The following is a 22,292-nucleotide window of genomic DNA, read 5'->3' as shown; positions in this document are numbered from 1 at the left end:
ACATTTAAGTGAATTTCATTATTCAATAACTTTCACTTAAAACTGAGAAATCCACTTAAGTGAATTTGCTTTTCACCAAAAATAAACTTAACTTTTTGTTTCTAATTTTTTAGTTTGTTAAGTTTATTATTCATAAACATGAATAAACTTAACTAACACCTAAAATAGTTAAGTGAATATTCTAATCTTGAAAATAAACTTAAAATAACCTAAATATTTTTAACTTATTTTAAGTTTATTTCTTTTTTTCTCATATACACTTAACCACTCTTCCACTTTTTAAGTGAAATATACCATTATCACTTTTAAACTTAACTAAATAATCATTTTCTCAACCCCCAAGTATTTTGGGTAACTATCAAGCCATGATAATACTTAGATATAAAAAAGCCATGGTTAACTATCAAGCTACAATAATACATACTATTAAAAAACAACCCGTAGGCATCAAGCTCTGATAATTCTTAAGCGAGGCGTGTTGCCGAGCGAAGAATTCATCAGGCTTGTAGCCGTAACGGGTTGTTTATCAACCTATAGTTTATTTAATTATCTGTGCTTGAAAGCAACCTTAATACGCTGCTTTAATCCGTTAGGAAGAACATACTTAAGCTTGTCCTCAGATGGAGTCATCTTTGAACACTCTGGATGCTCTCTGTAAAGCTTGATAGCATCGAATTCGCACTTAGTTGTACATACACCACAACCAATACACTTATTCTCATCTACTACTGAAGCACCACACTTGAGACATCTAGCTGTCTCTTTCTTAATCTGCTCCTCTGTAAGCTCTACTGTCTTGTCGCGGAATGTAAGCTCTCCATCAACAGTTGTCTTTGAAACGCCCGGAATCTGACGTGCGCTATGATCATAATCACCAATCTTGATGTTTTCCTTATCAAGCTCGATAAAGTCACGACGGTTACGTCCGATTGTAAGTGAGCTGTGTGGCTGTACAAATCTGTGGATTGAAATAGCTCCCTCACGACCTGCTGCGATAGCATCGATAGCAAAACGTGGGCCTGTGTACATATCACCACCAACAAAGATATCTGGCTCATCTGTCTGGTATGTAAGAGCATCAGCCTTAGGGCCTCTCTCGATAACAACCTTAGAACCCTTGAAGAGATCTCCGTATACGCTACGCTGTCCTACTGAGAAGATAACGTGCTTACACTCTACAGTGATTGTATCATTCTCATCGTACTGTGGAGAGAATCTACCTGTCTCGTCCTTAACACGAGTACACTTCTTAAGAACGATTCCCTTAACAGCTCCTGCCTCATCAACGAGAACCTCCTTTGGTCCCCATCCGCAGTTAAGCTCAACGCCCTCTGCCTCAACGATTTCGATTTCCTCTGGAGATGCAGGCATGATATCTCTGCTCTCAAGACAGAACATAGAAACCTTTTCGTTTCCAACACGTCTAGCTGAACGAGCAACGTCGATAGCAACGTTACCACCACCGATAACAACAAGGTCACCCTTGATATCGTATTTCTCGTTCTCTGAGCACTCGTGAAGGAAATCAACAGCTGTTGCTGTACCGATAGCATCATCACCTGGTACGCCTGGCTTGTTACCACCCTGGCAACCAATAGCTACGTAGAATGCCTTGTAGCCCTGGCTACGTAACTCATCAAGTGAAATATCCTTACCAACTTCAACGCCACACTTAATCTCTACACCAAGCTCCTTGATGATTTCGATTTCAGCGTCGATAACATTGTTCTCAAGTACGAATGATGGAATACCGTAACGAAGCATACCACCTGGATACTTGCTCTTTTCAAAGATTGTAGGCTTGTAGCCCTTAAGTGCTAAGAAGTAAGCACAAGAAAGACCTGCAGGACCTGCACCAATAATAGCTACCTTCTCTGTGAACTCACCCTTCTGTGAAGGAACGATCTTCTTAGGGATGTAGCGTGTCTCTGACTTAAGATCCATCTCTGCTAAGAAACGCTTAACTTCATCGATTGCAATTGCCTCATCGATTGTTCCACGTGTACAAGCTGCCTCGCAACGTCTGTTACATACACGACCGCAGATTGCTGGAAGTGGATTGTCCTGCTTAATAAGAGCAAGAGCTTCTTTGTAACGTCCCTGAGCTGCCATACGAAGGTAACCCTGGATAGCGATATGTGCAGGACAAGCTGTCTTACATGGAGCTGTACCTGTGTCATAGCAGTTGATTCTATTTGTGTCACGATAGTTGTCGTTCCACTCGTCTGTTGACCACTTGCGCTCTGTTGGAAGAACCTGCTTTGGATACTCAACCTGTGAACCATCAGCCTTGCAAAGCTTCTGACCAAGCTTAACAGCACCAGCTGGGCAGTTCTCAACACACTTACCACAAGCAACGCAATCCTCAGCTGTAACGTGAGCAACATATGCTGAACGTGACATGTTTGGAGTATTGAAAAGCTGTGATGTACGAAGTGCATAACATACATTTACATTACAGTTACAGATAGCGAAGATTTTGTTCTCGCCATCGATATTTGTGATCTGGTGAACGAAGCCGTTGTCCTCAGCCTGCTTGAAAATCTCAAGAGCTTCTTCACGAGTGATGTAAACACCACCCTTGTTTGTCTCAACAACGTAGTCTGCCATATCACCAACTGCGATACACCATCCTTCTGGATCATCAGCGCAGCCCTCGTCATATGTCTTTCTAGAAAGACGGCAAGAACATGGTGACTTAGCATACTTTCCTTCGTATTTATCGAGCCAGTAAGAAATCTTCTCAAGTCCGATTGCTTCCTGCTCCATTGAAATAGCGTCCTCTACAGGGATAACGTGCATACCAATACCAGCGCCTCCTGGTGGTACCATGTGTGTAAGTCCCTCAAGTGGAAGACGGCTCATTCTCTCAAAGAAACGTCCCATCTCAGGATGCTCAGCCAAGAAATCCTGATTCATATTTGAGAACTCTGCAGAACCTGGAACGAACATAGGAAGTACCCACTGCTTTTCGTGAGCTTCGTTCTCATAGTTCCACTCTAAAAGACCTGTCCAGCTAGCTTTCTCAAGTCTTTCCTCAAGTGTCTTTTCATCAAGGCCAGTGATTTCAAGAAGTTCCTTGAATGTCTTTGGCTTTCTAATGCCACCCATAGAAAGTGCAAGCTCTGCAATTTCCTTTGTAGGTGCAAGATTTGCTACAGCCCAGTACTCTGGATCGTACTTTGTAATCTTCTGAAGACCAAGCTTGATTTTAGCTCTATCTGTGATTACCTTTCCAAGCTGAAGAATTTCTGGACGTAAATCTTCATCCTTTAAATCATTTACCCAATCAGGATAAAAATCGCCCAAATTGTCTGGTCCGATACCCATATTAATTTCCTCCTTTAATTGCCCTAAAAAAAATAATATTTATACTTCCCTCAAAAAGTCTCAATTCCAAGCATTAAGCCTGCCACTGCTGAACCTGGCCCCTCAACCAGTCAATCCACTCATCGAATCCTTCGCCAGTTTTTGCTGAAACAAAGATAACCTTTGCATTAGGATTAAGACTGTGGATTCGTTCCACAACAGCCTCCTTTGAGAATTCGCTAAACACTGGAAGTGTGTCGCATTTGTTGATAAGCACTACATCACACACTGAAAACATCAGTGGGTACTTAAGTGGTTTGTCGTCTCCCTCGGGAACAGAGAGAATCATGGCGTTCTTTGATGAACCGGTATCAAATTCCGCTGGACAAACTAAATTACCAACGTTTTCCAGGAAGACAAGATCTAAGTCTTCTGTTCCAAACTCATGCAAGCCCTGACGGGTCATATCTGCATCAAGATGGCACATTCCCCCTGTATGTATCTGAATTGCACGTGCTCCTGCCGCAGTAATTGTGGCAGCGTCCACATCAGAATCAATATCTGCCTCCATTACACCGATTTGCATTTCGTCCTTAAGACGTGCGATTGTTTGGCATAATGTGGTTGTTTTGCCAGAACCAGGAGCGGACATCAGATTAACAAGAAATGTTTTCTGTTCTTTAATCTCCTGTCTGAGCTTATCAGCATCTGCATCGTTGTCCTCAAAGATGCTCTGCTTAACTTCGATGATTTTGTAATCTAGCATAAGCTCTCCTAACCAAATTCTGTTAGTAAACTCTAACTCATTTTTTCAGTTTCCTGTATATATAATATACTCTAATTGATAAAAAATTGTCAATAAGTTTTTTCGCCACAAACCGGTATAAATTCTAGGACAAAGCTACTTTATTACACAGGGTGTGTATTATCACTGTGAATTCTTTGTGAACACGGGCTTTGTACAAATTTTATTCACCATTTAAAATTATAATCTGATAATAGGATGATTTTCCTTTGAAAACTACTATTTTGGGTGATGAGATATGAAAAACAGAGTTTGTTCGATTTGTCTTTTAATTACATTAATATTTAGCATACATTCTACCACATTTACCAGCACTGCGCTCACTTCAAGTGAACCTTTATACCCATATTTACAACTTCTTAATTCGGACCAACTTTCCGTATATAATCAGATTTACCAAAATATCATGAACTTCAATGACGAGCTTTTTGTATTGGATACTCCTATATCTGAAAAAAGCCTGGAAGATACAATGAATTCTTTATTCAACGATCATCCAGAGCTTTTCTGGGTGTACACATCTTATCAATATGCCGTAGATTCATCTAATATCGTTCATAAAGTTCGACTAAAATTCTGCATTACAAAGGATGAATTGCCTCAGGCTCAAGCAAATTTCAACGGTGTTTTGAATTCGCTGGTTTCTGGTGCAAAGCAATTCACCAGCCAGGTAGACCAGGAGAAATATTTGCATGACACTATCTGTCAAATGAACACATACGATCCTGACAACCATATGAATCAAAGCGCTTACTCTGCTCTTACAACAGGCACCTCAGTATGTGCCGGATACGCCAGAGCATTTCAGGCAGCCTGCCAGCGCCTTGGCATAACCTGCTATTATGTAACTGGAACTTCCATGGGAAGCACCCACGCCTGGAACATCGTTAAGATTGATGGAAAGTTTTACAACGTGGATTTGACTTGGGACGATTCAATCTCTGAATGCATTGGAGTAACATCCTATGATTATTTCAATAAAAGCGACGCCGCTTTTGCTTCCGACCACAGCCGCTCGAGCCTGTCCGGAAGAATCGTGGCGTGTAACTAAAAAGCCAGCCTGAAAACCAGGCCGGCTTTTGTTATATCACTCGCTCAGCTATGATTACCAAGCGGTGCGTTGCTATGTAAATAGGTGTGCAGGTATAGAGAGTAAGTGTTTCTTTGCCTTCGATAGGTTCTAGAATCTCCACATCTGTAGGGTCCACCACCTGAATGTCTGTAACCACATATGTGTATGTTTCTGTGGCTGAATCCAGATAAATCAAATCATCTATCTCAACCTCATCAAGACGATTAAAATATTTGCCGAAGTTGTAATTACGGTGGCCAGCGATTACGCAGTTGCCTTCCTCTCCTGCAAAAGCAGTTCCCGATTCGTGTCCAAGAGAATCTGATAACACATTCCTTTCTGTACCCTCTCTCACAGGATTTTCTGAATCGATAGATGGAATTCGAAGAATGTAAAGCATATCTCCTGTGACAGCTTCATTGCCATCTGTATCAAGAAATGCGTCACCGCTTTCAATGTATTCCTTGAACTCCTTCACCGTCTTCTTTTTCGAATAGTATTGCTTTAGGTTTAATGCAATAGAACTGAGCAATAAGCCCAGTCCCAATGCGATTAACGTTAAACCTATTATCTTTTTAATAGATTGTTTATTTGTCATGTTCCTTTTTCTTTCCAAGTGTCAAATACAAACCAGCAATGATAAGCGCCACTGCTGTGAGATATCCAAACAATGTACCTACAAAGCCGCCTGTTTTTGCAAGGCGTGGGGCAGTCTCACTTGTGTTTGCCAAATCAGCCCCAGCTTCTATGTCTTTATCCTTCAATACCAATCCATCATCTGTAGTAGATACTGCTGCACTGCCATAGTAGACAGTAGATGTAGCATCGGTTGATTGAGTACCAGATGTTGATGATGACTCTGCTGTAGGAACTATAGGAGTGAGCTGTGGTGTTACCAACGCACCAATTGTTCCAAGTGATGTTGTTGTGTATTCACCGCCAAATGTCTTCGACATAATAACAGGAGTATTCTGTCCATCACTATCCTCTTGGCTATCCATTACCTTAATAGTAAGTGGTGCAACAGGATCATATCCTTCTATTTCGCCCTCTGGCTTGATTACATATTCATCCTGATAATTAAGTTCATATGTATACTCACCAGTTTCTTCGTTATAGCTTGTAGGTTCAACCAGCTCTAACTTGTTAGTAGTTGTATTAAATGTATACAAAGCAAATTTCATTGAAGTGAAAAGTGCAGGATTAATACCTAATGTTTCAGGACTAATAGTAATAGTAGCCTTCGTTGATGAATCATATTCGTCAATCATGGTAATCACAGTATCTTCTGCATCCACAAAATTGCCATCCTCATCTGCAATCTGAAGCTTGTAATCATTTGTAATCTTAAAAGAAATGCTATCAGCCACAGTGTATCCTGTTGGAGCTGATATTTCATACAAATAGTAAGTTCCACTAGGAAGAGCAAATTTCTTTGCTACACCGTCTGATGTCCATTTAGCTACATAATCAGTTTCAGCCTGAGTAGCGTCGGGATTTTCACTTATAATAAGCTCTGCCCCAACAAGCTCATTTCCTTGACCAGCAGAAACTTTGCTGATAGAAACCTCACATGTATCAAGAGGCGCATCTACCATCTCTAGAGAATCTTTTTGTACCCATTTGCCATTTACATACTGATATAATTGACCATCTGTAACCTTGAAATGAATATCCGAAGCATTCGCATATCCAAAAGGTGTTTCTGTTTCTGCTAATGTATATTCAACACCATAACTAGCTGTAAAGCTGTGAGTTTGCGAATTTGATGTCCAGGTATCTGCTGTAATTGTATCACCACTTGAATTAACCCATGTAATCTGTAGTGAAGCGCCTTCTACTGCATTTCCAAGACCATCAGTCTTTGCAATAGAAATATCCTTTGAAAGCTTTTTATTCTCAATTGTGATATTTGCTGCATTATTTGTTATAGTAACCTCCACAGGATCTGACACTAGCACGTAGTCATCCTGGACGGATACCTGAGTTATTGTATATGTTGAACCATTTTTTAGCTTTCCACCAATGGTTCTTGCAGTACCATCAGCCTTTGTAACAATGGTTCTAACCACATTGTCATCTGTATCTTTTATAACAAATGTTGAATTAGCAAGGACTACCGCGTTATCATCTGCATCCACATTTGTTATCACAATCTTTGGCAATGACGATGCCGTTCCACTAACTTTAGCTAAAATCTTTGCCTCAACGTTTACTGTTGATATAACTGTATTAGTATAACCACTTATTGAAACAGCATTTCCATAATCGTTAGCATCAAAATCAGTAGCAGATGCAGAATATGTTAAATAATACGCATCTTTATTTCCTGCTAAGTTTTCAAGCTTTACCGAAAGCACAGTCTGATTGCTGTCATTTACAGCAGTAGAAACTGTATAGCCAGTTGCTTCTGTACCGCTATTTGTAACTTCGCCTGTTGATGCATTTACTTTACCAATATATAGTTTCACGGAAGATAAATCTAAATCCATGCTTGCCCCCAGTGTATCTGTTATTAATACATTTTCTGGAAGCTCAATCTGATTAGCGTTAAAAGTAACTACATAAGCCACACTAAGACTATCTGAATCTACTGAAGCAGATTTAATAATGATATTATCATTAAACGTTGTTGTTTCTGAGTCCGTCTCAGTAAAAGCATCCTTATACTCAGTAGTTGCTGATAATGTTGCAGTATTTTCAATAGTCAACTCCTGAGAATTGGCTGTTGCAGATAATAGTGTTTCATCAGTGACCTTTGCAGTGAATGTAATAGTAGATTTTGCTGCATCAGTTCCCACTTCACTGCTAGAAACATCATCTGCATATACCGTAAGTTTGCCATTTGTATATGAATAACGAGCCCCAGTAGATGTACCGCTTGAAAGCAATGTTCCATCAAGCTTAACCGTTCCATCAACAAGTTCTAAGCCAATAGAAGCTAAGTCATCTGCTACTGAAATACCATTCATGAGCATTTTATTATCGTTAACCACAATAGTATATATTATCTCATGAGTGTCATAATTATAATCGCTTGCTGTTAATTCAATAACCTTACTTGTACAGTCACAGCTTGCTGTTACTGTAAGTCCATCTGTAGAAAGTTCCTTCGCTGTCAAAGTGAATGGATTATAATATGTTTTCTCAACATTCTGTGCCCAGAAATCATCGTATTGATCATCTGTAAGCTGAGTGACTACTTCAAATGTAATAGGTTTTTCATTTGCAGCATCACCTATATCAAATGTAATAGTATTTCCGTCTTCTGTAACTCTGGCTCCACTTACATCATCCGATATTGTAGATGAAACGTAAGTCTGGTCTGATGGTATAACGTCTGTTATAACTGCCCCTGTCAAACCTTGCGCTTCTTTGTTTACTGTAACGGTCCATGTAATCTGATGTGTTGAAGCATCGTATTTGCTACTGGTTCCAGTAGATACTGAAATACCTGCATTTGTAGTGATAGTACTTGCTACCTCCATTGAAGGGCCTTCCACCTGCACCCAAGTTCCTGTTCCTTTTTCATACTCATATGTCATAAAAGCATTATTATATGGGGCTGTGGAATGATTCGTACGAAGATACTGGGTGTAATTTGATAATAATGTGTTGTATGTAATTGTATATTTTTTATCTGCTTGCACACTAGTAAATTCAATATACCAACTATAAGCATTACCATCTGAATTAGTACCAGCTGTTGTTACAAGCTTATAATTCGAACCTTTAGTAAGAGTATTATCTCCACTTTTTACTTCTACAGATGATTCATCCAAAGTAAATTTGTAATCAGTGGAACTATCTCCAAGAACCATATAATCGTAAATTATAAGATTCTGAAGTGCATATCCACCTGAATTAACTGTAATAGTCCAACTTCCAACACCATTATCATTGCTATCTTTTGTGAACCTTCCGTCAGTGTTATTAATAGCCTTTGCAATGATTGGAACAGCCTTTACAGCAGCTACTGCCACACTTCCAGTAGCATCAGCAATATTCTCTGTAGACGTTGTGGATTCAGCAATGCTTACATCATTAGTGACAGTCTTAGAGCTAGAAGCCTTTGCAGCTCCCCCATTTCCTAAGAAGTCCACTGATGTGTTGTATGTAATAACTGTCGAACCACTATTTTTTTTATCAACCTTATCTCCATCTATCACGTAAGTAATAGTGGTTGTGCCATCAGCATTTGGAGTAACCGATAATTTTGATGTATCCGTAACATCCTTATCGTTAGTAGTTATCTTAAAACTGCTCTTATCTAGGATCTGTGACTTATCCAAAACTCCAGTAAATACATAACCCGTACTAGAATAATCAATTGGATTAGCATCATTAGTAATAGTGGTAGTCCATGTAACAGTTTCTGTACCATCTGCCACCGCTCCACTTGTTTTCATTGTTGGCTCTTTAGCAATATTATCACTAATTGATAAGCTGTATGTTTGACCACCAATTTCAAACTTATACTCCGTAGCTGTGCCGATGCTATCTTTATTCAACGAAAATGAAATAGTGAAATCATCAATTTTAATGCTGGTTCCATCAACAACGCCTGATGCTATTTGCAATGTAACCTCTCCAGTAGAAGTATCTACTAATATGTCGCCTATGTGTGTGGTTGTTTTTGTAGCCTCATCTGTTAAATCTACAGATGCAGTTAGAGTACCAGTACCACTAAGCTTTAGTTTTGATACATCAATGGTCGGTAATTTATATGTATTACCTTGTTTTAGGATGACATAGTCACCGTCTATTACGTTAGGGTCTGTTGCAACTACAATATTCTCTTTAAACTTATATGTAACAGACAATCCGTCCGCAAAGCTTACATCATTATCGCCTGATGTAGAAAGTTCTGTTTCACCGTTCTTAACAACCACATTATCTATAAGTGCAGTCTCGTCTAATTTCTGAGAACTGTCCGATTCATTATCCTCAACAGATACAACTACATAAAGTGAAAAATGCTCTGCCTCAAAGCTAACCTGACCATCTCCAATAGAAGAGCTAACTTCCTCAGCTGACGCCAATGTATCTGTAATATGGAATACTTCCATATCCTTGCCGGAATCAGCTTGTGCGCTGGCAGTATCCACATTATTAAATGTTACCTTTACTGTTCCTTTATCAGTATTAGGCTGCACTTCATTGCCATTGGAATCATAAATTGTGATATCGAATGCCTTAACATCTGTAACTGATTTGTCATCAGAAAGCTGAGACTCAATTGAATCCTGAATTTTTGTTATAGAGCTGTCATCTGTGATAGCTACAGCTTGAAAGCTTGCCCCCTCTGGAAGAACTCCTTCTGGTGCTTGGACAAGAATCTCTACTCCATCTACAACCTTAGTCATAGAAAAAGCAACCTCGTTATCCTCTGAAACCTGTTCCTCACTAGTTATTTCTTCTTCACTCTCAGAAATTACTTCTTCAATTTCTGAAGAATCTTCGACAACTGTAGAATCTTCGATTTCTTCCGTCTCCTCCGAATCCACAGTCTCTTCAATAACCCCGTCAATCCCCTCTGCCTGCGACACTAAATCTGAGCTGAAGGTGCTAAATATAATAGCAAAGCCCAGCACTGCCGCCATAATCCTTTTTTTCATTATCTATAGTTCCCTTCTTATGCCACAAAACTCTTGCCTCCCCACCTGGAAACTAAATCATTCCAAACCAGTTTATTATTATAAAATGTAATGTTTTAAAGTCAATACAATCCTTGTTCTAAAATTGTATTTTCAGACATTTAGGCGACAAAAAAATAAGACTGGCAAAAAACCAGTCTTATCCGTTTAATTGTAACTAATTTTGCAATCCAAAACCATTGTTACTTCTGTTCCTAAGTTCTTTTTCGACATAAGTGTGACATAACCGCCCATAAGCTCCACAAGCTTTTTGGTGATGGTAAGTCCCAGGCCGACGCCTGTAAGATTTGCTTCCAACGCATTTTCCTCTTTAGTGAAAGCATCAAAGGCAATGTCTTTAAACTCATCGCTCATGCCAATACCGTCATCCTTGATGGTGAAAGCCATCCTTGCCATGCTCATGTTGCTGCAAGGCTGTTCTTCCACTGTTACCTTTATGGTACCACCTGCACCTGTAAACTTAAGTGAATTATCAACAACCGCTGTTATTGCCTGAGTCAATCGTTCTCGATCAACCATAATATCTTTGGTCTTAATCTTCTTTGTCTTTACAGAATAATTAATACCTTTCGCATCAGCCCGTGGCTGTATATAGCCTTCAATATCTTTTGCAAAGGCCGCCACGTTAACCTTTCCTTTATTAAGAACCAGCCTGCCCTTATCAAGAATACTTGCATCGATAATTTTGTCGGCAGTAGTCTGGATGCCTTCGCTGTCATCCGCAATCTTTTTCAAGCTATCACTTACTAGTTTTTCATCGTCCATCACCTGACTAGCTGTACTTGAAATATTGTGAATTTCAGTAATAGGCTCCTTGATACTTCTTGCAATATTTTCAATCAGAACTAATTGGTTTTTGTTGGAATTGCGAAGGGCAAGTATCACCCTATTCTTTCGAATTGTTCTCACATGTAGGATTATCACCGAAATAACAACAATCAATACAATGACAGTAAGAACGCCCATCAAATAATCATCCAGCCAGTCTATAAATGAATAGTTATATAAATCCTTAGTATATTTGTAAGCAATACTCTCAGAATAATCATCTGCAAGAATATTAATACCTCGGTTTAAAAGACGGAGCAAACCGTCATTACCAATTAATACGCCAAGGCATCTAGCATCTTTTTCTGACAGCTGTCTAACGGATAAGCGATTGTATTTGTAATTCTTAAGAATCTCACCTGCACGCAAACCATTGAGAGTAGTACAATCAACTTCATGCTTCATAACAGCTTCCAAACACTGTTCGATATTGTCGTAATAAACTATCTCTGCCTCTGGATAATATGTCTTTATGTAATAGTACTGCATGCTATTACTGCTATTTACAGCAAATGTAGCAGCGCTAGGATTAACTACAACATTATCGAATACCAGCTCAGTACTGATAGAAACTATTGGCTCTGTCTGGTAAATACCATTTTGCTCAGAGTGATATATACCACCACCTACTGGAAAGGCAACATCAATTTCTTCGTTATTGATGGCAGTCATCATATCTTCGTATGTATCATATCCCACATAGGACACGCTGATATTGTTCACATCAATAGCATTGAAAATGGCAGGCATCAGTTCTCTAATAACACCTGTTACATTTCCATACACATCTGTAGAACTGTATGGAAGATAATTGTTTAAATAGCCAACCGTCAACGAATCATTATTTTCCAGCCAGGCTCTTTCAACTGATGACAATGCCTGTGCTGATACGCTGGAGCCATGATACTTTGAACTAAGTGAGCCTGTATAATATGGCTCGTCATTAAATAAATCAGTCTGCGCAGCATTCAATTCTTTTAGAAGGTCACCTCTGCTGTTGCTGACACAAATATAGTAATCCGTCATTCCGAAGGTCAAAAGAACCTCGTAACCACTTCTCTTATTTGTACCTTCACCTTCGACAGCAAGAACATCTACCACTCCTGCTTCAAAATCTTCTGTGAGCTCGTCAGTATATTCATAACGTACCACATCGGCATCTACATTATATTTATCAAGATATTCATCTAATGCATCTGCCATGGCACTATCAAGCACACCAATAGAATGTCCCGCTAACGTCTCCACATCACTAGTTATTTCATGATTACTTTCATATTTAACCAGATTGTAGGATTCGGTACCCATTGCCATATCCGGATAGCCAATCAAATCAGCTCTTTCATCCTTATAAGCAAGGCCGGCAAGCATATCGATATCGCCATCCAGTAACATCTGATAAAGCTCATTAAAGCTGCCATACACATACTCATAGCGCCATCCTGTGTACTCAGACAGCTTCATATAGTACTCGTAGGCATAGCCTGATTTTATAGCATCTTCGGAGGCTCCTTCCTGGAATATTTCATTCTCATAGTAGCCAATTTTAACTGTCTTAGGTTGAACATTTGAAGCAGACACAAAAAGAGGACCTTGCAATAAAGATATAACAAGGCCCATAACTATCAGATATGTCAAATTCTTCAAATGGTTTCCTATAAAAGAAACTCTCCTCATAAATCAATCCCCTAAATTAATTATTGTTTCTTTTACTTTAACACATTTCGCCAGAAAGTGGATATTTATCTGTAATTTCTTTTATGATTTTGCGAGCTTTTTCTACGCCAGCTTCCTGCTCCTTGATAACAACAGCAATTGCTTCAGCAACTTTGTCGAAATCATCTTCCTTAAGTCCACGTGTTGTAGCAGCTGGTGTGCCAAGACGAATACCAGATGTTACGAATGGCGACTTTGGATCATTTGGAATTGTGTTTTTGTTTGCAGTGATATGTGCATCATCAAGAAGCTTCTCAACAACCTTGCCTGTAAGCTCAAATGGTGTAAGGTCAATAAGCATCAAGTGATTGTCTGTACCACCAGAAACAATTTTAATACCTCTATCCTGGAGGCCTTTGCAAAGTGCCTGAGCATTCTTTACAATCTGCTTACCATATTCCTTGAATGAAGGGTCCAATGCCTCCTTGAAGCATACAGCCTTACCTGCAATAACATGCATAAGTGGGCCACCCTGGATTCCTGGGAAAACAGCCTTGTTGAAATTGTACTTTTCGTTTGCCTCGGCTGTTGCCATAATCATACCACCTCTAGGACCACGAAGAGTCTTGTGTGTAGTGGTGGTAACTATATCTGCATATGGGATTGGGCTCTCATGAACACCTGCTGCTACAAGACCAGCAATGTGAGCCATGTCCACAAACAGAACTGCATCAACTTTGTCACAGATTTCTCTGAAGCGCTTGAAATCAATCTTACGACAATATGCAGATGCTCCTGCAATAATCATCTTTGGCTTGCACTCAAGTGCTATACGCTCTACTTCATCGTAATCGATGAAACCATCATCGTTTACTCCATAAGGAACAATGTTGAAATAGGTACCAGAGAAGTTGGCAGGTGAACCGTGTGTAAGGTGTCCGCCGTGATCCAAATTCATTCCCATAACTGTGTCCCCTGGCTTAAGCACTGCAAACTGCACTGCCATGTTGGCCTGTGCACCAGAATGAGGCTGAACGTTTACATATTCGCAACCGAATAACTCTTTTGCACGCTCACGTGCAAGCTCTTCGATTACATCTACTTCTGCGCAACCGCCGTAGTAGCGCTTTCCTGGATAGCCTTCAGCGTACTTGTTTGTAAGTACTGAGCCCATTGCAGACATTACTGCTGGTGATACCCAGTTTTCTGAAGCGATAAGCTCGATGTGCTCTGACTGACGATTGAACTCCTTAACAATTGCCTCTGCAACTTCTGGATCTGTGTTTTTGATGTCCTGTAGTGTGTACATTATAATCCCTTTCTTTTATAAATATTTCTTTTCAAACTCGCCTCTAGATAGTGGTTTGTCAAAGAAGAATCCCTGCGCTAAATTAACGGAGAATTTTCCAATCATATCTACCTGCTTGTCCATTTCCACTCCCTCAACGCAAACATCCACGTCTAAGGAATCAGCAAGCTCGGAGATAGTCTTTACAAATGCTTCAGAGAAATGATCTGAACCCATTTCTGAGACAAATGCTTTATCGATTTTGATAGTATCGATAGGCATGCTCCTAATATGATTGAGGGAAGAATAGCCTGTGCCGAAATCATCCAGCGCAACTCTACATCCCAATTCTCGAATGGCCTTTAATATCTTAACCATCCATTCCATATCATTTATAGCCAAAGACTCTGTTACTTCTAGAGTCAAGTTTCTAGGATTAATTGATGTAACTTCCAGTACGTTTTTCAGTTTTTCAATGAAATCATTCTGTGTTAACTGAACAACCGAGAGGTTAACATTAACCTTGTATTCAGGATGACCGAAATCATTCCAGTGCTTGCATGCCTTTGCTGCTTCCAAAAGAACATGCTCACCAATGGCATTGATAAGCCTCATCTGCTCCGCCTGACTAATAAATTTGTCTGGCATAACCATGCCATATTCAGATGAATTCCATCTAACCAAGGCTTCGGAACCACAACACTGTGGCAAGCCATTGATAAATTCCATGATTGGCTGGAAATAAACCTCGAATTCCTTACAGTCATCTTCTACAGCTTTTCTCATGGCCTGGTCCATTTTAACCTTTTCTGCCATAACTGCTTCGGATTTTGGACTGTAATACTCAAATCGGTTCTTGCCCTTATTTTTAGCGCCATGAACTGCGATATTAAGTCTTGTTAGAATATCTGTGGAATCTTCCAAATCTGCAGGAGCTTTTACGCATCCCATACTCATTGTGCAATAGTAATCCTGGTCGTTAAGTCGCCATGGATTATCGAAAAGATTCATGATTCTCTTAATAATTAAATCAAGATTTTCATAATTTTCATGGTCAATGAGGACTGCAAATTCATCGCCGCCCACACGGTAGCATTTACCGTGGATATAAGAAATATCATTAATGCTATGAGCAACATACTCAAGCAAGTCATCTCCGATTTTGTAGCCCAGTCCTTCGTTGACGCTAGCAAAATCATCCAGGTCAATCATAAGCACCGCAAACTTGGTATCAAGCTTTTTAGCCACATGGAACTCTAAGGAAATATCCTTTTCACAAGCCTGTCTGTTGTAAAGGCCTGTCAGGATGTCCTCCTGGGCCTGTTTTTCAACCTTCTTTTGATAGATACGAAGATCTGTGATGTCGTAGAAAGTAATCATTCTAACATCTCTTCCATCCACCCACTTGAGAGAGTCGATTGAAATGTCGAACCACTTTCCAGAACCATTTGCTGAATAACCATTTAGCTCAGGAAGTGTATATCTCTCATCGAAAATAATTTCTTCAATTGCCAACCTATCAACTTCATTTTCAAACATGATTTTGAAGGTATCGTTTGTATAAAGGATTTGGTTGTGAGCCAAATCTGCAACAACAACTCCATAGCCAGCATTCTGTAATATTGCTTCAAGCGCATTATAAGAGCTTGCCAGGGAATTGGTAGTAATCTTTTTCACTAGGACAGTATGAATGATACGCTTGATGTCATTTGCAAAACGCAAATCATCCACACTCCACTTTCGCTCCTCTCCAATAGAGAAGAAGCACAAATACATTGCAGCCGAATCATTCACATTGATTGGTAGGAAGATAGCTGCCTTAATTCCATATTTAATGAAGAAAATCTCGAAGGCTTCAGGAAGTGAAGCATCCGATGAAATGGTGTATGGCTTTCCATTCATAAATGGCAGTTCCACCAAAGGAACCTCCTGGAAATTTGAAATCAAAGGCTTGCCGCTTTCAGCACACCACTCCGAAATCATATCCACACCTATTCCGCTGGAATCAATCTGAAGCAAAGCTGTGTGAGTGCAGTCTAAATATCTGCCTGACTCCTTGAGAATATCTTCGGATATCTTTGAAAATGAATTCTCAGACTCCATCAATCGAAGGATGTCTGTCATGATTTCATTTTTCTTTAGCTTGTATGTAATTTCATGCTCAACATCTTTTTCTTTCATCAGCTTTTGACGTAAAAGATGCGATTTGAATTTTTCTGCGAAATAATACTTTGTAAGAGTTTCAATAAGTGAAATTGATTTGTCGAAAGAATCCCTTGTAGTAAGACGAATCGAGGAATCCAATCTGACTTCGATAGGAAGCTGAGTTCTATCAACACCAAAGCAAAGCCATACCCCCATAAGCTCTCCTTCGGAGCCTCTGATAGCTACGCCCCTGTACATGAGATAATCAGTTGTGCCGTATCTTTCCACGATGTTTTCCGCGGAACCATCCACAAAAGAATCAACAATTTCTCTTCTGAGTTCAGGAGAGAAATTAGAGTCAACAAAATCCTCCTCAGGCTTTGAACCTGAGAAGGATGTAATTTGTCCTAAGTTTTTCCCAATACACATGATATACATATCATTAGATTTGCAGAATACGTCCTGTAATGACTGCATATCATCATTATTGATTTCCAATTCAAAATTTAATCTACTAGAGTTGTCCATCCATATTTGTCCTCGAGCCTACCCCACTGGATACCTGTAAGAGTATCGTAAAGCTTCTGTGTAAGCTCTCCGGTTTTACCTCCATTTATTACAACAACATCATCCTTAAAACGGAGCTCACCAACTGGAGAAATAACTGCTGCTGTTCCTGTACCAAAGACCTCCTCAAGCTTGCCTTCGTGGCCTGCCTTCATAAGATCATCAATTGCGAGGCGCTCCTCTCTAACATTATATCCCCAATCTCTTAATAAATGGATCATAGAATCTCTAGTAACACCTGGGAGTACGGTACCAACTGTTGGAGCTGTCCAAATCTCTCCATCAATCTTGAACATGATGTTCATTGTACCAACTTCCTCAACGTACTTACGCTCGTTACCATCCAGCCAAAGAACCTGAGAATAGCCAAGCTTCTCTGCCTTTACCTGACCTGCGATAGAACCCGCATAATTTCCACCACATTTTGTAAAGCCAGTACCGCCTGCAACTGCTCGTACTAATTCATTTTCTACTAAAATCTTTACTGGGTCAAGTCCTGTTGCATAATATGCGCCAACTGGACAACAAAGAATCATAAATTTGTATGATTTTGCCATATGAACGCCAAGAGCAGCCTCTGTAGCAAACATAAATGGTCTGATGTAAAGTGACGTATCTTTCTGAGATGGAACCCAATCCTGCTCTGTCTTAACAAGAGCCTTAACAGCTGCAACAAAGTCCTCAACTGGGAATGCTGGCATGCAAAGTCTTTCATTAGAATTAATCATTCTCTTTGCATTCATTTCAGGTCTGAAAAGCTGGATTTTACCATCCTCACGACGATATGCCTTCATACCTTCAAATGTCTCCTGTGCATAATGGAGAGTCATGCATGCTGGATCCAATTCAATTGGTCCCTCTGGGACAATTCTGGCATCGTGCCAACCGATTTCTCTATCCCAATCGCAGACAAACATGTAGTCTGTCATATACTTTCCAAATCCAAGGTTGTTCCAGTCTGGTTTTTCTTTTAATTGTTCACGCTTTTCAAATCTGATTTCCATTTTCCGCCTCCATGAAATCTATGCTCTGATCTTATTAAATATTAATAGAAATTTTACCCCTTTCATCTGGTACGAGTCAACACTTTAACGCACTAAATTATTAAATTTTTTCGATTGTTTTTTGTCACTTTTTGAACATTCTTTGAACTTTCTGAGTTTTAGGCAATTCCACGTAAAATGAATGCTATAATCAGTTTAAATACTACACATAGGAATGATTTTATGAATATATATACTCAAGTATGCGGCCTGATTATTGTATCCATGCTCCTGTTCTTTTATAAACGTCAACCGACTATGGGGCTTGTTTCAGAGCGCCGTTTTATCGAAACCTTATATGCTATCTTGGCTTGCGTCATCCTAGATATTGCTTCTTGTTATTTCATAGTTTATGGATATCGATACAATCCAATGATTACAACAATAGTAGGCAAATTCTATCTACAGTCCCTACAAATCGTTTCCTTTTTTGCCTTTAAGTACACCGTTTCAGACATTGTAGAAACAAAAGGAAGCCAGGCAGAAATTATTTTGGATAGATTCATCAAGTTTTGCTTTGTTGGTGGAGTTTTATTAACTCTGTATTTGCCTCTCAATTTTTATTACGACGGAATCAAGCTATATTCCTATGGCCCAGCTGCCATACTTACTTATGTACTGGCATCCATTTATATTCTGAGTGTGGCTCTTTCCGCTTTCCTTTTACGACATCACATCAAGCGCCAAAAGATTCATGCCCTTCTTATATGGATGGTTATTTGGAGCCTGGCTGCAATCATTCAGTTTGTAAGACCACAATATTTGATTGTCAGCTTTGCCGCATGTATTGGCGCATTAATAATGTATTTTGAGTTGGAAAATCCGCAGGGAGCTATCTCCAGAAAAACCGGTCACTTCAGTTCCGCTGTTATACATGACTATTTTGATTTTCTATATCAGAACAAAAAAAGTTTTTCATTGATGATGATTTCCTTCAAAACCGTTGGAGATGCTGTTAATGAAAACAAACTACTTAGACAAACAATAGAAAAGCTTTCTGAGTTTCTATTTAGCATTGATACAGCCAAAGTTTTCGATACTGCCGAAGGCTATTTCCTTTTGGTATTCGACAGCACAGATTTTATGGAAAGTACAAAGTTTAAGATTGCCACCTATTTTCAATCCATAGAGGACAATCCAGACATTGCTGATGCCATTACTCTACTAAATCCTTTCTACACTATCATTCCAAACTGCAATGTAGCTGAGGATGCAGATGAGCTTCAAATGCTGCTAACAAACTTCATTCCTAGTAGCCACAACATGACTAACAAAAATGAAGTTGTAGTTAACACCGAAACCATGGCAGAGCTTAGGAAGCATAAGCTTGTTGAAAAAATGGTTGTATCTGCCATGGAAGAAGACAGAATCGAAATGCATTATCAACCTATATACAACATTTCAACTGGCTTATTCACAGGTGCTGAAGCACTTGTTCGAATTAGATTAAAGGATGGTACTTTAGTTTACCCAAATGATTTCATCCCTGTTATGGAAGAAACCGGACGAATCATTCCACTATCGGACGGTATTTACAGAAAAGTCCTTTCCTTTATGAAATCATACCGAGTTGAAAAACTGGGAATTGAAAAAATAGAGATTAATCTTTCTGTTAAGCAAGGTGAAAGTCCTGTATTTGTATCTAGATTTACAGAGTTGTTGGAGCACTACGCTGTTTCACCATTGCTTATAAATATGGAAATCACAGAAACCAGTTCCTTAATCAGTAAGGAAAATATCCTTAACAATATGAAAAAGCTAGAGGAAAAAGGTATTTCCTTCTCACTAGATGATTTTGGTTCTGGCACATCCAATCTGAATTATATAATTGATATGCCTGTAAGCATTGTAAAACTGGATAAGCATTTGACTGATGAATATTTTAAGAATAACAAAGCCCGGGCTATCGTAAAAACTGTTATAGATATGGCTCATTCAATGGATATTAAGATAATTGCCGAAGGAATTGAGACCAAAGAAGCACTTGAAACTATGAAAACTCTGGGGGTTGATTACATTCAGGGATACTATTTCACAAAGCCATTACCTGAGCATGAGTTTTTAAAGTTTCTTCAAAGCAATAACCTTAACTAGCCATCAAATAATAATAGAGAGAAGGAGAATCATATGCATACTTTTCAACCTTATCCAATTAATATGTTGGAATGGAATCCAATCCAAAAGCTTGCGGATGACGGTATTGCAATCGTTGCTGAGGCAGACGGAAAAGTCAATGCCACCTCATCCCACAACGGAGGTGTAGGCCATATTTGGGGTAAACATGTAGTCTACGCTTTTCTTCGCAACACACGATACACAAAAGAATTACTGGATAAATCTGAGTATTTTTCAGCATGTTTCTTCGACATGAGTGACAAAAACAACGTGCAGCTGATGAAGGTACTTGATCAGCTTAGTGGTCGCAATGAAGATAAGCTTCGCCTATGCCACGTAAGTATCGAACACGCTATGAAAGCACCTTACATCGATGATGCGAATTTCATTATCCTCTGCCGAAAGATTGCCGCCGTTCCAATGACAGAGAACACCGTTTTGGACGATGCTATCCTGAATAAACAATATACCGAGCGTCACTTAGACGATTTCCACACCATGTACATCGGCGAAATATTGGATATTCGCGCAAGATAAAATAAGGCTGACCAGAATCCTGGTCAGCCTTATTCTTTTGTAAGAACTATTTCAAATTATATTCGATTGTTATATTTCCCATGTCTGTGCCTACTGTAGCCATAGCTCCAGATATGATTGGCATTGCTGGAGCAATATGTCCTACGTCCGCATCCATCACTATAGGCACATTGTACTTACCAAGAATTCCAGTGACTGCATTATACTGATCAAGTCCCATCATTTCCTCCTGCCATGCTGCTAGAGGACGACCAATTATAAAGCCTTTGGCATTCTCAAACCATCCTGCTCTATCCAGATTCCACAGTGCTCTGCGTATAGACATGACATTTAAGTCGCAGGCCTCTAAAAACCAAATCACACCTTCATCGCTGTATCGCTTATTGAACTCAGCCACCTTATCGTATTTTGTGCCAACAAGATTTGCAAGACAGTCCAGACATCCTCCTGTGATTCTGCCTGTAAACTGAGGCAAACGATTTACTGCTGCATCTCCACTGTAAAGCTTTAATTCTTTTTTCTCTGTGAGATTGTATGAAACAAGGGGATGCTCCTCGTCCTTAAGTGACTCCAGCTCAAACATGTCGTATCCTGACACTTTATCAAGCTCTCCGGTAAATGCCTTTATAGAATCAAGCAAAGCCTGGTGAAGGTACTCTGCTCCAAAAGCTCCTATGCTTGGTCCATAGATAGATGCCACATCGCAGATAGTATTAAGAAGAAAAGTGAAGTTGGTATTGTCTGAGTATCCCATGTACCACTTTGGGGCAGCATTTTTAACTGCATCGAAATCAACATAATCCAAAGTCTCACACATAAGCTCTCCACCGCCACAGCTAATAAGCATATCGTTTTCTGATGAACAATAATACTCTGTAAGCTCGGTTCCACAGTTAAGAGGTGATGAGCTGATTCCTATTCCATCATCCTTTCGGCAGTTAGGCCCTTCAACTATGGAGTAGCCCATGCCTTTAAATCTTTCTATAGCTGCATCCATACAGCTTTTATATGGTTCAAATGTACATCCAAAGGATGGTGCAACAAGCCCTATCGTGCCATTCTTTTTTAGAAACTCAGGATATCTCATTTCATTCTCTCCAATCTGATATTGCTGCAAAAATAAATATGAGGGAGCAAAACTTCCCTCATATTTATTCTACATAATACTATTTACTTTGCAAAGACTTCTAGCGGTATTAAACACACCGCCAACGTAAATGCGATAACACATCCTGTTATCATGCGTAAAGCTAAATTAATCATACTCCCC

Annotated in this window: 12 protein-coding genes; 3 read left to right on the top strand and 9 right to left on the bottom strand. The window is 39.5% G+C overall.

Features of this window, described 5'->3' with window-relative positions; all coding sequences use genetic code 11:
- Nucleotides 1-546 precede the first annotated feature (546 nt).
- Both T375_RS08695 and hypB read right to left on the bottom strand, forming a co-directional pair.
- On the bottom strand, nt 547-3,330 hold the full coding sequence (locus tag T375_RS08695; protein ID WP_044937389.1) for an FAD-dependent oxidoreductase: 2,784 nt from the start codon (nt 3,328-3,330) through the stop codon (nt 547-549).
- Nucleotides 3,331-3,403: 73 nt separating this feature from the next.
- Nucleotides 3,404-4,075 carry a hydrogenase nickel incorporation protein HypB gene (gene hypB / locus T375_RS08690; protein ID WP_044937387.1) on the bottom strand — a complete coding sequence of 224 codons (672 nt, stop codon included), beginning with the start codon at nt 4,073-4,075 and terminating at the stop codon, nt 3,404-3,406.
- 277 nt (nt 4,076-4,352) lie between these two features.
- Between hypB and T375_RS08685 the strand changes: the two genes are divergently transcribed.
- Nucleotides 4,353-5,165, top strand: coding sequence for a transglutaminase domain-containing protein (locus T375_RS08685; RefSeq protein WP_081822012.1), 813 nt, complete (start codon nt 4,353-4,355; stop codon nt 5,163-5,165).
- A 31-nt stretch (nt 5,166-5,196) separates the two neighbouring features.
- On the opposite strand, the gene T375_RS08680 is transcribed toward T375_RS08685, so the two are convergent.
- The 6 genes from T375_RS08680 to T375_RS08655 all read right to left on the bottom strand — a co-directional run bounded on the left by T375_RS08680 (nt 5,197) and on the right by T375_RS08655 (nt 18,331).
- Complete coding sequence (locus T375_RS08680; protein WP_044937384.1) at nt 5,197-5,784, bottom strand: class D sortase; 588 nt, start codon at nt 5,782-5,784, stop codon at nt 5,197-5,199.
- Entirely contained in the window at nt 5,774-10,804 is a 5,031-nt protein-coding gene (locus T375_RS08675; protein WP_044937382.1) for a SpaA isopeptide-forming pilin-related protein, read from the bottom strand. Before T375_RS08675 ends, T375_RS08680 begins: the two co-directional genes overlap by 11 nt.
- A 186-nt stretch (nt 10,805-10,990) precedes the next feature.
- Nucleotides 10,991-13,348, bottom strand: coding sequence for a transporter substrate-binding domain-containing protein (locus T375_RS08670; protein ID WP_044937379.1), 2,358 nt, complete (start codon nt 13,346-13,348; stop codon nt 10,991-10,993).
- Nucleotides 13,349-13,385: 37 nt separating this feature from the next.
- Nucleotides 13,386-14,636 (bottom strand): serine hydroxymethyltransferase, encoded by a 1,251-nt coding sequence (gene glyA, locus T375_RS08665; RefSeq protein WP_044937376.1) that lies wholly within the window; start codon nt 14,634-14,636, stop codon nt 13,386-13,388.
- 15 nt (nt 14,637-14,651) lie between these two features.
- Nucleotides 14,652-17,288, bottom strand: coding sequence for a sensor domain-containing phosphodiesterase (locus T375_RS08660; RefSeq protein WP_044937373.1), 2,637 nt, complete (start codon nt 17,286-17,288; stop codon nt 14,652-14,654).
- Nucleotides 17,267-18,331, bottom strand: coding sequence for a branched-chain amino acid aminotransferase (locus tag T375_RS08655; RefSeq protein WP_044937557.1), 1,065 nt, complete (start codon nt 18,329-18,331; stop codon nt 17,267-17,269). Before T375_RS08655 ends, T375_RS08660 begins: the two co-directional genes overlap by 22 nt.
- 222 nt (nt 18,332-18,553) lie before the next feature.
- Between T375_RS08655 and T375_RS08650 the strand changes: the two genes are divergently transcribed.
- Together T375_RS08650 and T375_RS08645 are read left to right on the top strand one after the other, a co-directional pair.
- Nucleotides 18,554-20,464 (top strand): EAL domain-containing protein, encoded by a 1,911-nt coding sequence (locus T375_RS08650; protein WP_044937370.1) that lies wholly within the window; start codon nt 18,554-18,556, stop codon nt 20,462-20,464.
- A gap of 33 nt (nt 20,465-20,497) precedes the next feature.
- Entirely contained in the window at nt 20,498-21,022 is a 525-nt protein-coding gene (locus T375_RS08645) for a flavin reductase (RefSeq protein ID WP_044937367.1), read from the top strand.
- A 46-nt stretch (nt 21,023-21,068) separates the two neighbouring features.
- On the opposite strand, the gene T375_RS08640 is transcribed toward T375_RS08645, so the two are convergent.
- Nucleotides 21,069-22,109 carry a S66 family peptidase gene (locus T375_RS08640; RefSeq protein ID WP_044937364.1) on the bottom strand — a complete coding sequence of 347 codons (1,041 nt, stop codon included), beginning with the start codon at nt 22,107-22,109 and terminating at the stop codon, nt 21,069-21,071.
- Nucleotides 22,110-22,292 lie beyond the last annotated feature (183 nt).

The organism is Pseudobutyrivibrio sp. LB2011, from assembly GCF_000701765.1.
In the GTDB taxonomy this organism is placed as follows: Bacteria; Bacillota; Clostridia; order Lachnospirales; family Lachnospiraceae; genus Pseudobutyrivibrio; species Pseudobutyrivibrio ruminis.
Note: the sequence above shows the minus strand (reverse complement) of the source record. Positions and strands in the feature narration are given on the sequence as shown.